Genomic DNA, 17639 nt, shown 5'->3' with positions numbered 1-17639 from the left:
AAGCCTACAGAGGATGACTATGAACCAGCGCACTCTCGGCACCGGTGGCCCGCAGGTCTCCGCTCTCGGACTCGGCTGCATGGGCATGTCTGAGTTTTACGGCCAAGGCAATGAAAATGAGTCGATAGCCGTCATTCACCGCGCTCTTGAGCTTGGCGTGAATTTTCTGGACACCGCTGATATGTACGGCAGTGGGCATAACGAGGAGCTCGTCGGCCGGGCCATCAAGGACCGCCGCGACCAGGTGGTGCTGGCCACCAAGTTCGGCATCAGGCGCGAGGGCGAGAGCCGCTCCATCGACAACACCCCGGAGTACATCAGGGCCGCCTGCGACGCCTCGCTGCGGCGCCTCGGCGTCGATCACATCGACCTTTACTACATGCACCGCCGCAACCCCCAGGTGCCGATCGAGGAGTCGGTCGGCGCGATGGCCGAGCTCGTACGGGAAGGAAAGGTCAGGCACCTGGGCCTGTCGGAGGTAGGCGCGGAGACGCTGCGCAAGGCCGCGGCCACGCACCCGATCGCCGCCCTGCAGAGCGAGTATTCGCTGTTCACCAGGGACATCGAGGACAAGATCCTGCCCGCGGCCCGCGAGCTGGGCATCGCGCTGGTGGCGTACTCGCCGATCAGCCGCGGCTTCCTCACCGGCACGCTCGCGCCCGCCGACCAGCTGCCCGACGACGACTTCCGCAAGTGGCTGCCCCGCAACTCGGGTGAGAACGCCGAGCACAACGCCCGGCTCACCGCCGAGGTCCTGCGGATCGCCGCGGCGGCCGGGATCACCGGCGCGCAGCTCTCCCTGGCCTGGCTGCTGGCCCAGGGCGAGGACATCGTGCCCATCCCGGGCACCAAGCGGCTGAAGTATCTGGAGGAGAACACCGCGGCCGCCTCGATCACGCTGACCGCCGAGCAGCTGGCCGAGCTGGCGCGGGCCGTACCGGCTGACGCCGTGCGCGGCGCACGTTATCCGGACATGTCAGCGATCGAGTCGTAAGCCCCGGACATGTCAGCGATCGAGTCGTGAGCCGGGCGGGTCAGTGATCGGCTCGTGAGCCGGGCAGGTCGAAGTAGGCCCTGATCACAGTGGCGCCGGCCCGCGTGTGGACGCGGACCAGGTCGCTGAGCAGGTTGACGATCAGCAGGCCGCGCGAGCCGGGCGTGCGCGGATCGACCGGCATCCGCCCGGCCAGCGGGTCGCTGATGTGGCCTGTGTCGCTGATCTCGCACACCAGCCGGTCGGCTTCGGTCCAGATCCTGATCAGCCCGGAGCCGCCGCCGTGATCGAGGCTGTTGGCGCCGAGCTCGGCGACCGTCAGACGGATGTCGTCGAGCTTGGCGCGGCCGAACCCGAGGTCGGCGGCCCGCCTGGCGGCCAGCCCACGCGCGGCGGCCAGGTTGGTGTGGTCGAAGCGGAGCGAGAGGAAGTCGGCGGGCTCGCCGAGCGGCTGGTTGTGCCCGTCGACGACCGTCTGGGGCGCGTAGTCGCCGCTGTGCCACTCGCCGGAGCCGTCACGGAGCACGGGATGGGTCCGCTCGGCCTCGCGGATGACCTCGGGATCGAGCCCGTTGAGGTCGTAGGGGCACAGGATCGTGACGTGGCGGCCGGTGAAGGCGTAGTTGATCAGTGCCTCGTGCTGGGCGCAGGCCGGATATTCGGTCACGGTGCGGCCCGGCCAGATGGGCTCGCCGATGATCCGTACGTGACCGCCGGGGTGGCGGTCGGCGAACTCGCGGAGCACGGCGGGGATGATGCGTCCCGGATTGCGCCCCGCGCTGGTCATGTCGAGCAGGAGCACCTCGTCGGCCTCGGACCCCAGATCGGCCCGGATCAAGGCGAGATTTTTGGGCGGCACGGCGACCGCGACAGGCTCTCCCAAACTCAGCCCTTCACGGACAAAAGCCGTGGTGGCAGCCACATACTCCCGATCTCCTCGGTAGAAGAGTGCCGGGTGCACAAAGGGGTCGGCCGCCATCACAGTTCAAGCTACCTCGCGATGAGGTCTTTACGGCAATCCGTTGGGTATCCAGGTGTTATGAAGAAACTCCAGATCGTGCGGCCCACGAAGCCCTCCCCCCGGCCGCTCCCCCTCGATCTGCGTACGCCCTCCGGCCGACGCCTCCCGTTCTGAATCAGCCGAACCTATGCTCGGGACATGTCGGATTTGCAGATGCGCGTCTCTGATGAGGATCGCGAGCGTGGTGCGCGAAAGCTGCAGGAAGCATTCATGGAAGGCCGCCTCACCCAGCTGGAGCTGGAGGATCGGCTCGAACTGGCCCTCACCGCGCGAACCTACGGCGACCTGCTCGGCCTGATCGCCGACCTGCCGGCCGACGGGCCGCCGGTCGACGAGGTGGTGGAGCTGGAGTCCAAGAACGGCCACATCAAGCGCTCAGGAGACTGGGCGGTCCCCCGCAGGCTCAGGGTCGCCTCCAAGTACGGCAGCGTCGAGCTCGACCTGTCGGAGGCGGTCATCCCCCATCCGGTCGTCGAGATCGACCTCGACCTCAAGTACGGCTCGGCCAAGATCGTGCTGCCCGACGGCGCCGCCGCCGACATCGACAGGTTCCGCACGGATTGGGGCAGCACCGTGACGACGAACGTACCTGGCCGTGCCCAGCCGGGCGCCCTCTATGTGGTGGTGAGCGGCGAGACGAAGTACGGGAGCCTGGCGGTCCGCTATCCGCGTAAGCGGTGGTTCACCCACTGATGGGTGATTAGCCGCTGGTTAGCCCAGCTTTACAACGACTTGATACAGATGGTGCTAGTGAGGTGCAACCAAGGATCAAGGGTTGCTCCATAATGTCGCTTCGTCACTGAACGCAACGAAGGGCATTACCAATGACTCCCCCTCGTCGTCGGATCGCCATCGCGGTCGCGACGCTCTCCCTTGCCGGCCTCACCACCGCTTGCGGTGCCATCGGCAACGCGGTCAACTGCAACGAGGCGGCCACGGAAGTGAACAAGATCACCCAGGAGTTCACCACCTCCATGGGCACCGCGGCCGCCGACCCCAAGGCCCTCAACAAGGCCACCCAGGAGACGGCCGACAAGCTCAAGACCCTCGCCGGGAAGTACGACGGCGACCTGGCCGGGGCTCTCAATGACCTGGGTGCGGTGTTCGAGGGCATCAAGATCGACGCGAAGAACCCGACCTCCGCGACCGACGCCATGGCGAAGATCCCGGCCGCCACGGCCAAGATCCAGAGCGCCTGCGGCTGATGAACCGCAGCCGCCGCACCGCCCGCGGGGGGCGGCGCGGTGCGGCGGCCCTACCGCGCTTCAGGTGAAACCGGTCTACTCTTGCTGCCCGTGACGGGGGAATTTCTGGCAGCCGGCGTCGCCCGTTGGACGGCCCGGATCACGCCGAACCGCCTGCGCGTCGGGCTGATCGCCGTGGTCTCGGCCGCCGTCTACGCCGTGCTCGGCCTGGTCAAGCTGGCCACCTATCGCGCCAGCACGTTCGATCTGGTGATCGTTGACCAGGCCGTGCGCAACTACGCGCACTTTCGGCCGCCGTACATCCCGATGGTCGGCGCCTTCCACGACCGGGGGCTCGACTACCTCCAGCTCGCCGACCACTTCTCGCCCATCTACGCGTTGCTCGCGCCGTTCTACTGGATCCATGACGGCCCGGCCTCGCTGATCGTGGCGCAGGCGCTGCTGTTCGCCGCAGCGATCCCGTTCATCTGGCTGTTCACCAGGCGGATGCTGGGGACCGCCCCGGCCTACCTCGTCGCCGTGGCCTACGCGCTGTCGTGGCCCGTCGCGCAGGCGATCGCGTTCGACGCGCACGAGGTGATGTTCGTCCCGCTGCTCACCGCGATCATGATCGAGCGCTACCACGCGGACCGTTTCCTGCCCGCCTTCGCGGCCATGGGCGGGCTCCTCCTGGTCAAGGAGGACATGGGGCTCACCGTGATCGGCTTCGGCCTCTACCTCTTCGTCACCGGCGACAGGTTCCGCGGGCTGTGCTGCGCCGCGATCGGCCTCGGCGGGGTCATGCTGACCCGGGGCGCGCTCATTTCGCTGGCCGGCGGCGAGAGCGCGGACTTCTGGGCCTACGGCCACCTGGGGCCCGACGCGCCCAGCGCGATCCTGACGCTGCTCCGCGACCCGCTGGCCGCCTTACTCCTGCCGTTCAGCGAGGAGACCAAGGTCGACACGCTCTTCCTGCTGGCCTGGCCGACGCTGCTGCTCTGCCTGCTGTCGCCGCTGTCGCTGGTCGCGCTGCCGCACCTGCTCGAACGCATGCTGTCGGACCGCGAGCTGTGGTGGCGGGCCGATTTCCAGTACAACGCCTTCACGGTGGTGATCCTGTTCTGCGCCGGGGTCGACGGGCTGTGCAGGCTGCTGCGCCGGCTCAAGCGCTCGGACGACCGCTCGCTCAAGCTGGCCTGGTCGGCCGGCGCGTGCGTGGTCGCGCTCACTCTGGTGCCGAGATTCTCCCTGGACCAGCTCTACCATCCGAGCTTCTACAAGGCCGAGGAGATCGCGACCGCGTCGGCCGCCGAGGCGGTGGCCAAGGTCCCGCGGGGCGTCACCGTCGAGGCGGCGAACTCCCTCGGGCCCGCCCTGACGTCCCGCACCACGGTCCTGCTCTGGACGGGCCAGTCGCACGGCGCCGACTGGGTGGTGGCCGACACGGCGCGCTGGCAGTACCCCTTCGGCTCCCCCGACGATCAGCGCGCCCAGGTGAACCGGCTGGTGACCGAGGGCTACACGAAGGTGTACGACCACGATGGCTATGTGGTGTTACGTCGCAGGTGATGATCCAATAGCTTCCGCGTACGCCTGGTCGAAGCCCGCCAGCACGGTCGGCCAGGAGCCCGCCGACGGGGGCACGGCGCGGTTGTGGGCGATCATGCCCTGCCGCAGCTCGGGGTCCGTGGCCAGGCGGGCCACGGCGTCGGCAAGGTCGCCGAGGGTGCGGCCGAGCAGCCCCTCCGTGCCGTGCCGGACGAAGTCGGCCACCCCGCTCTGGGCCCGCGCCACCACGGGTAGCCCAGCGGCACGAGCCTCCAGGGCGGCGATCCCGAACGACTCGCGTGGCGCCGGCGCCACGAACACGTCGGCCGACTCCAGCACCTTGGCGATCTTCTCGCGGGTGTAGCGTCCCGGCAGCGAGACCCAGCCCGTCATGCCGTGCCTGGCCAGATACCGCTCCATCTGGGCACGCGCCGGCCCGTCGCCGATCACCGTGGCACGCAGCGGGACGTCCGCCGGGACCCGGGAGCGCGCCATGTCGAGCAGCTTGAGCAGCCGCACCGGCTGCTTGCGCGGCGCGAGCCGCCCCACCGCCACGATGTGCACCTCATCTCGCACCTCCGACGCCGTTCCCGAGCCGGCCGCGAAGCGGCGCCAGCCCGACAGGTCGAGGCCGTTGGAGACCACGTGCACGGGCACCCCCTCCCCCGCGACCGACCGGATCGGCGCCGCCGCCGCGTTGCTGACCGTGGTGCCCACCAACCCCCAGCTCTGCCAGCCGTACGCCAGCCGTAGCAACTGGTAGACGCCACGCGTTACGGGATCCCACATGCTGTGCACGGTCACCACGCACGGAATTCCGGCCCGCCGCGCGGCCCGCACCCCCATCCAGGCGAACGGCGAGACCGCCCCCATGTGCACATGCACCACGTCGGGCCGCGACGAGGTCAGCCGCCGCGTGAGATGCCCCACTCCGAACGGGTGGACCGGCAGGTCGAAGGGCATCCTGGCGACGATCCGGTGGACTCCGGGCAGCGGCTCACCCTTGGTCGCGGTCGCCACATCGACGGCGTGGCCGGCCTCGCGCTGCGTACGCACGAGGTCGGCGACCTGAACCTCGATCCCCCCGAGTCGCGGCAGGTAACAGTCACTCACGTGAAAGATCCGCACCCCTCCCAGACTAATCTGGGCCTTGTGCCTCCACGTACCGCTGTGTTCTTCCACGCCCATCCCGACGACGAGGCCCTGCTGACGGCCGGCACGATGGCGATGCTCGCGGCCGAAGGTCACCGCGTGGTCCTCGTGGTGGCGACCGCCGGCGAGCGCGGCCTGGCCGAGATGGGGCCGGGCGAGGAGCTGCGCGCCACCCGGCTGAAGGAGTTGTACGAATCGGCCGCGCTGCTCGGCTGCGCCCGCGTCGAGTGCCTCGGCTACGGCGACTCGGGCCTGAGCCCGCAGGGCGGAAGCGCCGAGGAACGTCCCGATGACGCCTTCATCGACGCCGACTCCGAGAAGGCGGCCGGAAAGCTGGCCGCCATCCTGGAGGAGGAGCGGGCCGACCTGCTGTCGATCTACGACCCGGCGGGCGGCTACGGCCATCCCGACCACGTCCAGGTGCACCGGGTGGGCCGGCGGGCGGCCGAGATCGCGGGCACGCCGGTCGTGCTGGAGGCGACGGTCAACCGCGATCCGCTGGTCAGGCTGCTGAAGCTGGCGGGCAAGTTCTACCGGTTCCCGCCCGAGTTCGACGTACGGACCTTCGAGAGCGCCTACTCGGCGAGTGAGACGATCACCCACCGGGTCAATGTCCGGAAATATGCGAAACAGAAGCGAGCGTCGATGTCCGCGCACGCCTCCCAGGCCACCGGCGGCGACAGCGACCGCACCCTGGCCGTCATGCTCAAGGTGCCCGGCCCCCTCTACCGGCTCGTCTTCGGCACCGAATGGTACGTACGGCGCGATCTTCCGCCCGGCACCCGCCTGCGTCATCCCCTGGACCAGTGGCCGAAATGAGTCCCCAGCATGATCCGGGCCGCCCCCGCGACCGGCAGACTGTACCCCGATGAAGAACAGATGGCTCCAGATCACGCTGTCCGCGCTGTCCCTCGCGCTGGCCGTGGTCCTCGTCGTTTACCTGCCGCAGATCGTCCATTCGCTGACCGGCAAACCCGTGTCCTGGCACGAGATCGGCAAGCTCTTCGGCACCCTCAGCGTGGGCACGATCGCGCTGATGAGCGCGCTCTGGCTGCTGAGCCTGCTGGCCTACACCTTCGTGCTCACCAACTCGCTGCCGGGCCTCAACAACCTGCAGGCGCTCGCGCTCAACGCGGCGGGCAGCGCGGTGAGCAACCTGCTGCCGTTCGGCGGCGCGGCCGGGGTGGCGCTGACGTTCGGGATGACCAGGGGCTGGGGGTTCGCCAACCGGCCGATCGTGGTGATGACCCTGGTCAGCGGCATCTGGAACACCTTGTTCAGATTCATCCTGCCCGCCGTCGGCATCATCGCGCTGCTGGCGGCCGGCAAGGCGCCCAACCCGACGGTGGCCAAGGCCGGCTGGGTGGGCGCGGTGTCGATCCTGGCGCTCTGCGCGGTGGTGGCCGCCGCCCTCTACTGGGACCGCGCCGCCGCCCTCCTGGGCAAGGGCCTCGACTTCCTCGTACGGCTGCTCAGACTGAAGTTCCACGCCTCCGACGCGCTCAACCGGCTGCGCAAGGACACCGCCGAGATCGTGAAGTCACGGTCGATCGCGCTGTCGCTGGCCATGATCTTCTTCCTGGGCTTCCAGTGGGCGATCATGGTCGTCTGCATGCACGCCACCGGCGCCTATCCGGGGCTGGCCCAGTCGATCGCCGTCTTCGCCCTGTCCCGCGTGCTGACCAGCGCCCTGGTGACACCGAGCGGCGCCGGCATCATGGAGAGCGGCGTGGTGGTGCTGATGACCGGCGCCTTCGGCGTGGCAGCCGCTCCGGCGACCGCGACCGCACTGCTCTTCGGCTTCTGGACTTACACTATCGAGATCCCGTTCGGCGGCCTCGCACTTGGCGCGTGGGCGCTTCTGCGCAGGCGCAACGCCAGGAACGCCGAAGCGGAGCCCCCGTCCGCGATCTCGAAGGCCCCTCAGTGACAATCCCAAACCCAACCGGCGTTAATCAATCACGGCTCTTGTGCGTGATTCGGAAGCCCGCATAGCGTGGCGGCTGACATGGTGGCGTTCCGAGTTCTGGGGCCAGTCGAGGCGTACGAACACGACGACGAACTCGACCTCGGCGGGTTGCGGCAGCGGGCCGTCCTCGCCCGACTTCTCGTGGCCAGAGGTCAGGTCGTGCCGGTTGACACACTCCTTTACGACTTGTGGGATGACGACACGGCCAAGGGAGCCCAGTCGGGGCTCCAGGTTTACATCTCCCGGCTGCGCCGGGTGCTGGAGCCGGGCCGTCCGCGTGGCGGGCCCAACCGCCTGCTGGTGACCGTCGCCTCCGGCTACGCGCTGCGGGTGGCGCCCGACCAGGTCGACGCGCTCAAGTTCGAGCAGTTGGTCAGGGCCGCGGGCGAGCACCTCGAAGAGGGCGATCCGCAGTCGGCCCGCGCTCGCCTGGAGAAGGCGCTCGGCCTGTGGCGGGGCACCCCCTACTCCGACTTCGCCGACCAGCAGTGGGCGGAGGCCGAGGTCAACCGGCTGACCGAGCTGCGGCTGGTGGCGCGCGAGCGGCACGCCGACACCGGGCTGCGCCTCGGCATGCCCGCCGAGACCGTGCCCGACCTGGAGGCGCTCACCACCGAGCACCCGCTGCGCGAGGAGGGCTGGCGGCTGCTCGGCCTCGGCTTCTACCGCTGCGGCCGGCAGGGCGACGCGCTGGCGGCGCTGCGCCGGGCCAGGAGCATCCTGGCCGACGAGCTCGGCATCGACCCCGGGCCAGCGCTGCGCAAGCTGGAGTCCGACATCCTGGCCCAGTCACCCGAGCTGGAGCTGAGCCTCGCGCCGCGCCCGTCCAGGCCCGTGCAGCAGCCCACCGACACCTGGCCGCCCAGGCCCGCCGCCCCGATCGAGCCGCCGCCGCTGGAGCCCGAGCCGTTCGTCGGCCGCGACGCCGAGCTGGCCAGGCTCACCACGGCCGCCGCCCGCACCGGCAGGTTCCAGGTGGCGATCGTCGCGGGCGTCGCGGGCGCGGGCAAGACCACACTGCTGCGCCAGCTCGACGGCAAGCTCACCGGCGACGGCTGGATCACCGCGTCCGGCGCCTGCCCGGACTCCAGCGCGACACCGCCGGGCTGGGCGTGGGTGGAGATCCTGCGCACCCTGGTGGGAGTGACCGGCGCGGGCGAATACGCCCAGTTGCTGGCGCCGCTGCTGGACGACGCCGACCCCGACCCCGACGACGACGAGGTGTCCGGCGGCTTCCGGCTGCACCGGGCGGTCGGCGGCTACCTCGCCGGGGTGGCGCGGCGCGCGCCGGTGCTGCTCACGCTGGAGGACCTCCACTGGGCCGACGACCAGACGCTGGCGCTGCTGCGCGCGCTGCCCAGCCTGCTGGCCACCAGCCGGGTGCTGCTCGTGGTCACGTGCAGGGAGAGCGAGCTCGACGACCGCCAGTCCGACGTGCTGGCCGCGCTCGCCCGGCTCGGCCCGGTCCGGGTGGGGCTGTCCGGCCTCGATCCGAAGGCCGTGGGCGAGCTGGTCAGGGCCACCTGCGTGCGCGAGATCGACGAGGACGCGGTCGAATCCATCGTCGAGCGCACCGGCGGCAACCCGTTCTTCGTGCGCGAGACCGTGCGCCTGCTCGACTCCGAGGCGGCGGCCGACCGGGCCAGCGCGGCCGAAGTGCTGTCGCGGGTGCCCACCGGGGTACGTGACGTGCTGCGGCGGCGCATCTCCCGGCTGCCCGCCGGGGCCCAGCAGATCCTGCTGCAGGCGGCGGTGATCGGCCGTGACGTCGACGTCGACGTGCTGGTCGACGTGGCGGGCGACGAGGACGCCGTGGTGGAGGCGGTCGAGGCGGCGCTGCTGGCCGGGCTGGTGACCGAGCCGGGGCCGGGGCTGCTCAGGTTCGATCACGACCTGGTGCGCGACACGATCTACTCCGACGCGTCGCGGCTGCGCCGCACCCGGCTGCACGCGGCGGTCGCGGCGGTCATCGAGCGGCGCACGCCGTCCGACGTGGCGGCGCTGGCGCACCACTACTTCCTCGCCGACACCGCCGAGAAGGCCGTCCACTACGCCGGGCTGGCCGCCGAGCAGGCCGAGCGCAGGTTCGCGCACCGCGAGGCCGCCACGCTGTGGGAGCAGGCCATCGCGGCCTTCGACCGCGCCGGCGGCGACACCAAGGAGCGGCTGCAGCTCATGCTCCGCCAGATCAGGGCCCTGGCCCTGTGCGGCGACATGACGGCGGCCAGGCTGCTACGCCGCCAGGCCATGGACGCCGCGCTGCCGCTGGGCGACCTGGAGATCACCGCGCGGGTGGCGGCCTCGCTCGCCGTGCCGCACAAGGGGATGGCCCGCGACTTCACCCGCACCGCGTGGGAGATCGTCGACGTCACCGAGAAGGCGCTGATGGAGCTCCCCGAAGGGGAGCAGACGCTGCGCGCGAGCCTGCTCACCACGCTGGCGCTGGAGCTGGAGGGCTCCTCGTCGCCCGAGCGGGGCCGACAGGCGTCGCTGGAGGCGCTGGAGCTGGCCAGGCAGAGCGGCGACCCGACGCTGCTCGCGGCGGCCCTCAGCGGGCGGCTGCGCCAGTCCTACGACATCCCGGCGGTCGACACCCGCGAGAGCATCGGCCGCGAGCTGCTGGAGGTCGCCCAGCGGTCCGGGCAGATGGCCACGCAGGCGCTGGCCCACCTGGTGCTGCTCGAATGCGCGGCGGCGCGCGGCGAGTTCGCCGTCGCCGACGAGCACGCCGCCGCGGCCGACCGGCTGGCCAGACAGTACGACCTGTCGGCCCCGGCGGCCGTCTGCGCCTGGTACGCGGGCCAGCGGTTGATGATCGCCGGCGACTACAGCGGTGCCGAGCGGGCATACGGCGACGCGGCCAGGATGACCCAGCGGGCGGGCATGCTGGAGGGCCGCCAGGACCTGCCGCTGATCACCACGTTCTGCCTGCATCTGGTCGACGGCCGGGCCGCCGAGACGGTCGGGCTGCTCTCCGAGGCCCACCGGCGCGGCGCCAAGTGGACCCTCGACGCCTACGCGCTGGCACTCGCCTCGGCGGGTCACGTGTCCGACGCCAAGGCCGTGGCCGCCGTACGCCCGCCCGTGCGGCCCGACTTCCTGTACGAGCTGGCGATGACCTGGCGGGCACTGGCCGGGATGCTGCTCGACGACCGCGAACGGATGATCGACTGCTACGACAAGCTCAAGCCGTTCGCGGACCGCATCGCCGGCGCGGGCACCGGCGTCGTGGCCCTCTGGCCGGTGGCGCTGACACTCGGCGACCTGGCGGTGCGGCTGGGCCAGCCGGACGCGTCGCGGGCCCACTACGAGAAGGCGCTGGAGGTGGCCCAGCGGATGGGCGTGCCGCGCTGGGTGGAGGCGGCGCAGCGGTCGGTCAGCAACTCACCTGGAAGCGGTCGCTCTTGACGGTCCTGGCGCCTTCGACGGTGAGCTCGACGCGATACCAGCCGGGGTTGGCCGAGACGCTGGTCCGCCAGTCCACGGCCTGCTCGTCGCCGGCGAAGCCGTCGTAGTCGACGAAGTAGACGTTCCAGGTGTGGGTGTCGGCGCTCCAGCGAGCCAGCCGCCAGCCGTACATGACGGTCCGGTCGGGGTCGGGGTTGACGACCACGCTGCGGGCCACGAACGTCTTGACGCATCCGGCGTCGCCCGGCAGCGCGCTGACGCTGACCTTGCCCGCCTTGGCGGGCTGCGACGTCCGGGTGCTGAGCGAGGAGGTGATGGGCAGTTCGCGGGCCGACAAAGTGACGGTCTGCGCGGGCCGCGGCGCGGAGCTGGCGGTGTCGTAGGCCGAGAAACCGACATAGGCTCCGGTGAAGGCGAGAGCCGCCACGAAGAGCTTGGCCGTGTTGGCCATGCCGGAGACCAGAACCGCACTGCTTCTCGTTGCCATGATCGACACTCCTTCTTACTCACCTACAGGTGTATGCGAAGGTGGTTGAACCCTGGTTGTCGGCGAGTTGCACCCTGCTGTGGCGGCGGCTTGCCCCTTGAACTAAGGTAAGCCTGACCTAAAACGCGCGACGGGGTGTGGGGGTCCTGATGCGACATCTGGCGATCACCATCGATCCCGTGGGGCCGATCTGGCTCGGAGTCGTGCTGATCATCGCTCTGTTCGGCGCGTTCCAGGCGTACTACTGGATCGGCCGCAAACTGGGCGAGCGACTGTACGACTCACGCATCGGTGTGAAGCTCGGCCGGGATCGGATCGCGAAGGTCGAGGGCGTCGTCGAGAAGTGGGGGGCGTTCGCGGTCTACGGCTGCTTCTGGGTGCCCATGCTCCGGCACACGCTGCCGTGGGTCGCCGGGGCGCTACGCGTCTCATACCCCTGGTACGTCGTGGCCAGCGCGCTGGGCTGCCTGACCTGGGCGCCCATCTGGTGGTTCGGGCTGACCGCGCTGATCTGGGCCTGGTTCCAGGTCGCCGCCCGGTCACCGATCACGGCGGCGGTCCTGGCCGTGCTGTTCGCCGGCGGGGCGGTCGGGTTCATCGTGTGGCGCAGGAGGAAGCGGGCCGACAAGGCACTGGCCGCCTGACACCGGGGATTTCGCGGCTTGAGTGGGAGTTCGGCATACTTAGCGGTGATCACCTGCGACCATGTCAGGCATGCATATTGGGGGTTTCATCGGCTCCACCGTACTCGCCGTGGTCGTCGGGGTCTCGTTGCCCGCGACTGCCGCGCAGGCGGCGGACGCACCCGTAGTGGCGGCCAAGTCCGCATATGTGATCGATTCGGCGGGAACGATCCACTTCAGCAAGCGCGAGACGCGCCGGGTGCCGGTCGCCAGCCTCGTCAAGGTGATGACGGCCTACGTGGTGCTCCACGAGGCCAAACTGGGTGACACCATTACGATCACCGCGGCCGACGTCAAGCACGCGACCACGAACGACGGCACGACCGCCTCCCTGAAGAAGGGCGAGCGGCTGACGGTCAGGGATCTGCTGTACGGGCTCATGCTCCCGTCGGGGGCCGACGCCGCCAGCGCGCTGGCCAGGACGTACGGACCGGGCAACGCGGCGTTCGTGGCCAAGATGAACGCCGCGGCCCAGCGGCTGCACCTGGCCGACACCCGCTACACCAACGCCGACGGCCTGCCCACTCCCGCCAAGGGCGGTTACTCCACGGCCGTCGACCAGGTCAAGCTGGCGCAGGTGGCGCTCGGCGACTCGACGTTCAGGACGGTCGTCGGGCAGACCGTGCACAAGGTGGCCAAGACGGCCGCGCACCGCGCGCACACCTGGCGCAACACCAACAAGCTGCTCAAGCAGGCCGACGGCGTGCTGGGCGTCAAGACCGGCTACACGAGCGCGGCGGGATTCTGCCTGCTGTTCGCGGGAGAGCGCGGCGGCCGGCAGGTGGTGGGCGTACTCCTCGGGGACCAGGACGCGCGCCGCTTCAGCACGGCCGAGAAGCTCCTCGACTACGCGGGCGAGCAGATCGCCGGGAGCTGACCCGGCGAGGGGGGGGGGGGGGGGGGCCGGGCGGGCGGGGGCGCGCCCCCCCCCCCCCGGCCCCCCCGGGGCGCCCCCCCCCCCCCCCCCCCCCCCCCCCCCCCCCCCCCGGCCCGTAGCCACTTCCGGCCAGGCGACGGGGTCGAGACGGTCGGCGGTTCTGCGCAGTGTGTGCGCCAGCCGTACCCGGACCCCGGCCTTGTCGGGTGACCGTTTGATCGGCGCCCCCGGGAGCGCCTCCGCCAACCTGTGCCCGTGACCCATCGCGGTCTGGTGCGCGAGGACCTGCATGGCATCCATGTCTTTCCTCCTTAATCAATTAAGACCTTAATCGATTAAGAGGAGTCCGGCAAGGCCGGGCGATACGGTTGGCGCATGGCCAGAGTCACGCTGCAGACGATCGCCGACAGGTTGGGCGTGTCCCGGGCCACGGTCTCCTACGCCTTCTCCCGGCCCGACCAGCTCAGCGACGGGCTACGGCGGCGGATCATGGAGGTGGCCGACGAACTCGGCTACGCCGGGCCCAACCCGACCGCGCGGTCGCTGCGCCTGGGGAGGGCCGGGGCGCTGGGTCTGCTGTTCAGCGAGACCCTCGCGTACGCCTTCGCCGACCCCTACTCCATCGGCTTCTTCCAGGGGCTGGCCACCGCGGCGGAGGACGCGGGCGTGGGGCTGCTGATCCTGCCGTTGCCGCACGGCGACAGGCGGACCGAGACCGTACGCGACGCCGTGGTCGACGCGTTCTGCGTGGTCTCGCTGCCCGACGGGCATCCCGCGCTGGCCGAGGTGCTGGGCAGGAAGCTGCCCGTCGTGGTGGTCGACGAACCGTACGTGCGCGGCCACCCGTTCGTGGGGATCGACGAGCCCGCCGCCGGGGCGGAGGCCGCGCGCCACGTGCTCGGCCTGGGGCACCGGCGCATCGGCGTGGCCATGGTCGGGCTGCACGACGACGGCTACACCGGCTGGGCCGACGTCACCAGGCAGCGGAGTGCGGTGTTCGAGGCCATGCGCGCGCGGCGGAGCGGCTACCAGGCGGCATGCGAGGACGCGGGCATCGCCTGGGCCGACGTGCCGTTCTACGAACTGACCCGCAACTCCCGGGAGGCCGGCAGGAAGGCGGGCCACGCGCTGCTCGGCAGGGACCCGCGGCCCACCGCCATCCTGACGAACACCGACGTGCTGGCGCTCGGCATCCTCGACGCGGCGGCCGACCTGGGGCTCGACGTGCCGCGCGACCTGTCGGTGGTCGGGTTCTCCGACAGCGCCGCCGAGCAGGCCGGCCTCACCACGATCCGGCAGCCCCAGCAGGAGATGGGCGCGGCGGTCGGCCACCTGCTGCTGGCCGGCGCCGGACACGGGCAACCGCCGCCACTCGCCGAGGACGGGCGGCTGCTGTTCGCGCACGAGCTGGTCGTCCGCGGCTCGACCGCCGCACCCGCTCCCTGACCTGACCTGACCTCGCGTACGGTCGAGCGCCCCTCAGTCCCGAAGGAATCCCTGGTAGCCATTGGCCGCCACTTCAGCGCATATATCCCGATATACGCCGACTCCGCCGACAAACGGCATGAAAACCCGAGGCTTCCCGGGGATGTTCGCCCCCATGTACCAGGAGTTCGCCCGAGGGAACAGCGTCAGCCCCGCGATCTCGTTCACCTGCTCCACCCACGCGTCCTCAGCCAGCGGATCCGCGTCGAGAGCCCGCCCGCCCAGCCGATCCAGGCACTCCGCGATCCAGTCCACATGCTGCTCGATCGAGACGATCATGTTGCTCAACACCGACGGGCTGCCCGGCCCGGTGATCGTGAACAGGTTGGGGAAGCCGGCGCTCATCAGCCCGAGATAGCTCCTGGGCCCCGCCCGCCATTTCTCCCTCAGCGACAGCCCGCCCTTGCCGCGGATGTCGATGGCCAGCAGCGGCCCGGTCATCGCGTCGAATCCGGTGGCGTACACGATCACGTCCACCGGATGCTCGCGGTCGGCCGTACGCACGCCGCCGGGGGTCAGCTCCCTGATGGGTGCGGTCCTGAGGTCGGCGAGGGTGACGTCCGGGCGGTTGTAGGCGGCGTAGTAGCCCGTGTCGACGCAGACGCGCTTGCTGCCCAAGGGATGGTCGCCGGGGAGAAGCAGATCGGCCACCGCCGGGTCCCGTACAGTGGCGCGGATCTTGCCGCGGACGAAGTCGGCGGCCGTTCTGTTCGCCTCCTCGCTGATCATCAGGTCGGAGAACGCGCCGAGGAAGGCCAGGCCGCCGCGCTCCCACCGCGCCTCGAACTCGCGTCCCCGCTCCTCCTCCGTCACCGCCAGGGCGGAGTCGGGGTTGGGGCTGGTGAAGAGCCCGCTGTGTGAGGTACGGAGCTGGTGACGGAGCTCGTGGTGGTTGGCCTTGAACCACTGGTCGTCCTCCGGCCGCAGCGGCCCGTTGCGCGCGGGGACACTGAAGTTGGGCGTCCGCTGGAACACCGTCACGTGCTCGGCGCTCTCCGCGATGACCGGAATGGACTGGATACCCGACGAACCGGTGCCGATGACCGCCACCCGCCGCCCGGCGAGGTCCACGCCCTCGGCCGGCCACCGTCCCGTGTGGTAGCTCGGCCCCCGGAAGGAACCGGGCAGCCTGGGCAGGTTGGCCGCGGACAGGCAGCCGACGGCGGTGACGAGGTAGCGGGCCGACAATCGTTCGCCACTGTCGGTCTCGACCACCCACGCCCCGGGGGCGTCCCAGGAGGCGGCCGTGACGCGGGTGTTCAGCTCGATGTCGCGGCGCAGGTCGAAGCGGTCGGCGACGTGATCGAGGTAGCGGAGGATCTCGGGCTGCGTGGCGTACCGCTCGGTCCAGGTCCATTCGCGCTGGAGGTCCTCGGCGAAGGAGTAGGAGTACTGGAGGCTCTCGACGTCGCAGCGGGCTCCGGGGTACCGGTTCCAGTACCAGGTGCCGCCGACACCACCGCCCGCCTCCAGGACGCGAGCCGACAGGCCCTGGCCGCGCAGGCGGTGGAGCATGTACAGGCCCGCGAAGCCCGCACCGATGATGATCACGTCGTGGTCGGTCGATCCTGGGGGCATCGCTCCTCCATCGGCGATCGAGGTGGTCCTCCCCTATAGGAGAACACGACCGTCAGGCGGACTGCGGAGATCGCGGCGGACCGTCCTAGGGGTATGCCTTGGCCGAGCCCTGAGGCGCCCGGTCCGTCCCTCGATCTACGCTGGGTCCCACCTGCGGCCCGAGGCGCGCATGGCTACTTCCTCCATCGAAGGCGGGGGGCTCGATGGCTCAAGCACCATTCGCCCGAGGAACCCATCGGCAGGTGGGCGATCACTGGCGCGGCAGGCGGCCCGGCTCCGGCGGACAGGGGGCCGTCTGCGAGGTCTGCGACGGGGGCGGCAGCCGAGTGGCAACAAGCCGCTCAGGCTCAGCCGGATGGAAAGGGAGCAGGCCAGGGCCCGTTTCGCCAAAGAGGTAGCCGCCACCCGCCGGGTGGCGGCATTCCGCGTGGGCAGGGTTTCTCACATTCGGAGTGACTGCGGGGTCGTGCCGGTCGGTGGGCGCAGCTTCAGGCGTCCCGGTGGTCCGATCGGTGGCTGGGGTGGCTCGGCCGGAGGACGTCCCGTGGGGGCCGGTGGCTTGTCCGCCGCCGCCAGGCAGCCCCGGCACGGCACCCAGATGAAGCCCGACCACGCCGAGGAGCCGTTCCACGCCGATCCGGTCCACTGCCAGGACCAGGCGGTCGTCGCGTAGTACCGGCTCTCGCCGCAGGCGCCGCCCCAGCCCCATGTCGGCGCGAACGTGAACGAGGACGAACCCGACACCTGCCCGGTGCCGCCGCACTGCACCCAGGTGCCGCCGTCCCAGTAGTAGAGGAGGTTCTCGCTGATGTGGGTGGTGCGCCACCGGCTGCCGTTGCGGTAGGAGAAGTCGTCGCCCCCGGTGTGGACGCCGTCCGGCAGGAATTCCATCCGTGACCGGGTGCCGTGCTCGTAGTTGCCCGTGCTGGAGGTGGCCCAGCCGTAGCTGAAGATCCAGTAGTTGGGCGGTCCCAGTTCCTCGAACTCGGGCTTCCAGATGTAGTCGTCGATGTCCCCGTCATAGCCGCAGATCCAGGTCTCGCCGCTGACGGTGACGATGTCGTCCTGCGCCGTGTCGTCACACTGGTCGCCGGGGTAGTCCGCGTACGCGGCGCCCTGGCCTATGACCAGGGTCGCCGCCACGAGTAAGAACGTCGTGAGCACGTGCCGCCAGCCGCGAAACGGCGCTTTCATAACGTACGCTTCCGCGATTTCTTCATGATCATGCGCACAAAGTAACTTCGGTCCAGGAC

The 17639-nt window shown here is 70.4% G+C and carries 15 protein-coding genes; 10 read left to right on the top strand and 5 right to left on the bottom strand.

All coding sequences use genetic code 11. The annotated features are described in order from the left end of the window. The first annotated feature begins 19 nt into the window (after positions 1–19). Positions 20–994, top strand: coding sequence for an aldo/keto reductase (locus tag ACGFNP_RS42700; RefSeq protein ID WP_358322379.1), 975 nt, complete (start codon positions 20–22; stop codon positions 992–994). Positions 995–1034: 40 nt separating this feature from the next. Here ACGFNP_RS42700 and ACGFNP_RS42695 read toward each other — a convergent pair whose 3' ends face one another. Then, positions 1035–1973 (bottom strand): anti-sigma factor RsbA family regulatory protein, encoded by a 939-nt coding sequence (locus ACGFNP_RS42695; protein ID WP_393328589.1) that lies wholly within the window; start codon positions 1971–1973, stop codon positions 1035–1037. A 180-nt stretch (positions 1974–2153) separates the two neighbouring features. On the opposite strand from ACGFNP_RS42695, the gene ACGFNP_RS42690 reads away from it, so the two are divergent. The 3 genes from ACGFNP_RS42690 to ACGFNP_RS42680 all read left to right on the top strand — a co-directional run bounded on the left by ACGFNP_RS42690 (position 2154) and on the right by ACGFNP_RS42680 (position 4768). Next, positions 2154–2708, top strand: a complete 555-nt coding sequence (locus tag ACGFNP_RS42690; protein WP_393328587.1) for a DUF1707 domain-containing protein — start codon at positions 2154–2156, stop codon at positions 2706–2708. 131 nt (positions 2709–2839) lie between these two features. Next, positions 2840–3220 carry a hypothetical protein gene (locus tag ACGFNP_RS42685; RefSeq protein ID WP_393328586.1) on the top strand — a complete coding sequence of 127 codons (381 nt, stop codon included), beginning with the start codon at positions 2840–2842 and terminating at the stop codon, positions 3218–3220. Positions 3221–3310: 90 nt separating this feature from the next. Beyond that, complete coding sequence (locus tag ACGFNP_RS42680) at positions 3311–4768, top strand: DUF2079 domain-containing protein (RefSeq protein ID WP_393328584.1); 1458 nt, start codon at positions 3311–3313, stop codon at positions 4766–4768. On the opposite strand, the gene ACGFNP_RS42675 is transcribed toward ACGFNP_RS42680, so the two are convergent. Beyond that, on the bottom strand, positions 4754–5860 hold the full coding sequence (locus ACGFNP_RS42675; protein WP_393328582.1) for a glycosyltransferase: 1107 nt from the start codon (positions 5858–5860) through the stop codon (positions 4754–4756). The two genes, ACGFNP_RS42680 and ACGFNP_RS42675, sit on opposite strands and share 15 nt — an antisense overlap. Positions 5861–5899: 39 nt before the next feature. Here ACGFNP_RS42675 and ACGFNP_RS42670 point away from each other — a divergent pair, with 39 nt between their 5' ends. The 3 genes from ACGFNP_RS42670 to ACGFNP_RS42660 all read left to right on the top strand — a co-directional run bounded on the left by ACGFNP_RS42670 (position 5900) and on the right by ACGFNP_RS42660 (position 11276). Beyond that, a complete protein-coding gene (locus ACGFNP_RS42670; RefSeq protein ID WP_358322393.1) occupies positions 5900–6718 on the top strand; it encodes a PIG-L family deacetylase in 819 nt (272 codons plus the stop codon). 49 nt (positions 6719–6767) lie between these two features. Continuing rightward, a complete protein-coding gene (locus tag ACGFNP_RS42665; protein WP_358322396.1) occupies positions 6768–7829 on the top strand; it encodes a lysylphosphatidylglycerol synthase domain-containing protein in 1062 nt (353 codons plus the stop codon). Positions 7830–7907: 78 nt separating this feature from the next. After that, entirely contained in the window at positions 7908–11276 is a 3369-nt protein-coding gene (locus ACGFNP_RS42660) for a BTAD domain-containing putative transcriptional regulator (protein WP_393328580.1), read from the top strand. Here ACGFNP_RS42660 and ACGFNP_RS42655 read toward each other — a convergent pair. Continuing rightward, the gene (locus ACGFNP_RS42655) at positions 11245–11763 is read right to left on the bottom strand and encodes a hypothetical protein (protein ID WP_393328578.1); all 519 of its coding nucleotides are present in this window, start codon (positions 11761–11763) and stop codon (positions 11245–11247) included. The two genes, ACGFNP_RS42660 and ACGFNP_RS42655, sit on opposite strands and share 32 nt — an antisense overlap. 149 nt (positions 11764–11912) lie before the next feature. Between ACGFNP_RS42655 and ACGFNP_RS42650 the strand changes: the two genes are divergently transcribed. The 3 genes from ACGFNP_RS42650 (at position 11913) to ACGFNP_RS42640 (ending at position 14769) form a co-directional block, all read left to right on the top strand. Further along, complete coding sequence (locus tag ACGFNP_RS42650) at positions 11913–12407, top strand: DedA family protein (RefSeq protein ID WP_393328576.1); 495 nt, start codon at positions 11913–11915, stop codon at positions 12405–12407. 70 nt (positions 12408–12477) lie between these two features. Beyond that, positions 12478–13323, top strand: a complete 846-nt coding sequence (locus ACGFNP_RS42645; RefSeq protein ID WP_393328574.1) for a D-alanyl-D-alanine carboxypeptidase family protein — start codon at positions 12478–12480, stop codon at positions 13321–13323. A gap of 375 nt (positions 13324–13698) precedes the next feature. Beyond that, positions 13699–14769, top strand: a complete 1071-nt coding sequence (locus ACGFNP_RS42640; protein WP_358322413.1) for a LacI family DNA-binding transcriptional regulator — start codon at positions 13699–13701, stop codon at positions 14767–14769. 33 nt (positions 14770–14802) lie between these two features. On the opposite strand, the gene ACGFNP_RS42635 is transcribed toward ACGFNP_RS42640, so the two are convergent. After that, the gene (locus ACGFNP_RS42635; RefSeq protein ID WP_393328571.1) at positions 14803–16386 is read right to left on the bottom strand and encodes a flavin-containing monooxygenase; all 1584 of its coding nucleotides are present in this window, start codon (positions 16384–16386) and stop codon (positions 14803–14805) included. Positions 16387–16827: 441 nt separating this feature from the next. After that, positions 16828–17580, bottom strand: coding sequence for a hypothetical protein (locus ACGFNP_RS42630; RefSeq protein ID WP_358322419.1), 753 nt, complete (start codon positions 17578–17580; stop codon positions 16828–16830). Between the last annotated feature and the right edge of the window lie 59 nt (positions 17581–17639).

This window comes from Nonomuraea sp. NPDC049269, assembly GCF_043197155.1.
Classification (GTDB): domain Bacteria; phylum Actinomycetota; class Actinomycetes; order Streptosporangiales; family Streptosporangiaceae; genus Nonomuraea.
The sequence above is the reverse complement of the archived record's forward strand: the minus strand, read 5'-3'. Positions and strand labels throughout refer to the sequence as shown.

Bases quoted from the DNA above. Each gene is read 5' to 3' on its own strand.
- ACGFNP_RS42695 (WP_393328589.1), bottom strand. From the start codon at position 1,973: ATGGCGGCCGACCCCTTTGTGCACCCGGCACTCTTCTACCGAGGAGAT.
- ACGFNP_RS42700 (WP_358322379.1), top strand. From the start codon at position 20: ATGAACCAGCGCACTCTCGGCACCGGTGGCCCGCAGGTCTCCGCTCTC.
- ACGFNP_RS42655 (WP_393328578.1), bottom strand. From the start codon at position 11,763: ATGGCAACGAGAAGCAGTGCGGTTCTGGTCTCCGGCATGGCCAACACG.
- ACGFNP_RS42690 (WP_393328587.1), top strand. From the start codon at position 2,154: ATGTCGGATTTGCAGATGCGCGTCTCTGATGAGGATCGCGAGCGTGGT.
- ACGFNP_RS42660 (WP_393328580.1), top strand. From the start codon at position 7,908: ATGGTGGCGTTCCGAGTTCTGGGGCCAGTCGAGGCGTACGAACACGAC.
- ACGFNP_RS42630 (WP_358322419.1), bottom strand. From the start codon at position 17,580: ATGAAAGCGCCGTTTCGCGGCTGGCGGCACGTGCTCACGACGTTCTTA.
- ACGFNP_RS42685 (WP_393328586.1), top strand. From the start codon at position 2,840: ATGACTCCCCCTCGTCGTCGGATCGCCATCGCGGTCGCGACGCTCTCC.
- ACGFNP_RS42650 (WP_393328576.1), top strand. From the start codon at position 11,913: ATGCGACATCTGGCGATCACCATCGATCCCGTGGGGCCGATCTGGCTC.
- ACGFNP_RS42665 (WP_358322396.1), top strand. From the start codon at position 6,768: ATGAAGAACAGATGGCTCCAGATCACGCTGTCCGCGCTGTCCCTCGCG.
- ACGFNP_RS42640 (WP_358322413.1), top strand. From the start codon at position 13,699: ATGGCCAGAGTCACGCTGCAGACGATCGCCGACAGGTTGGGCGTGTCC.
- ACGFNP_RS42635 (WP_393328571.1), bottom strand. From the start codon at position 16,386: ATGCCCCCAGGATCGACCGACCACGACGTGATCATCATCGGTGCGGGC.
- ACGFNP_RS42645 (WP_393328574.1), top strand. From the start codon at position 12,478: ATGCATATTGGGGGTTTCATCGGCTCCACCGTACTCGCCGTGGTCGTC.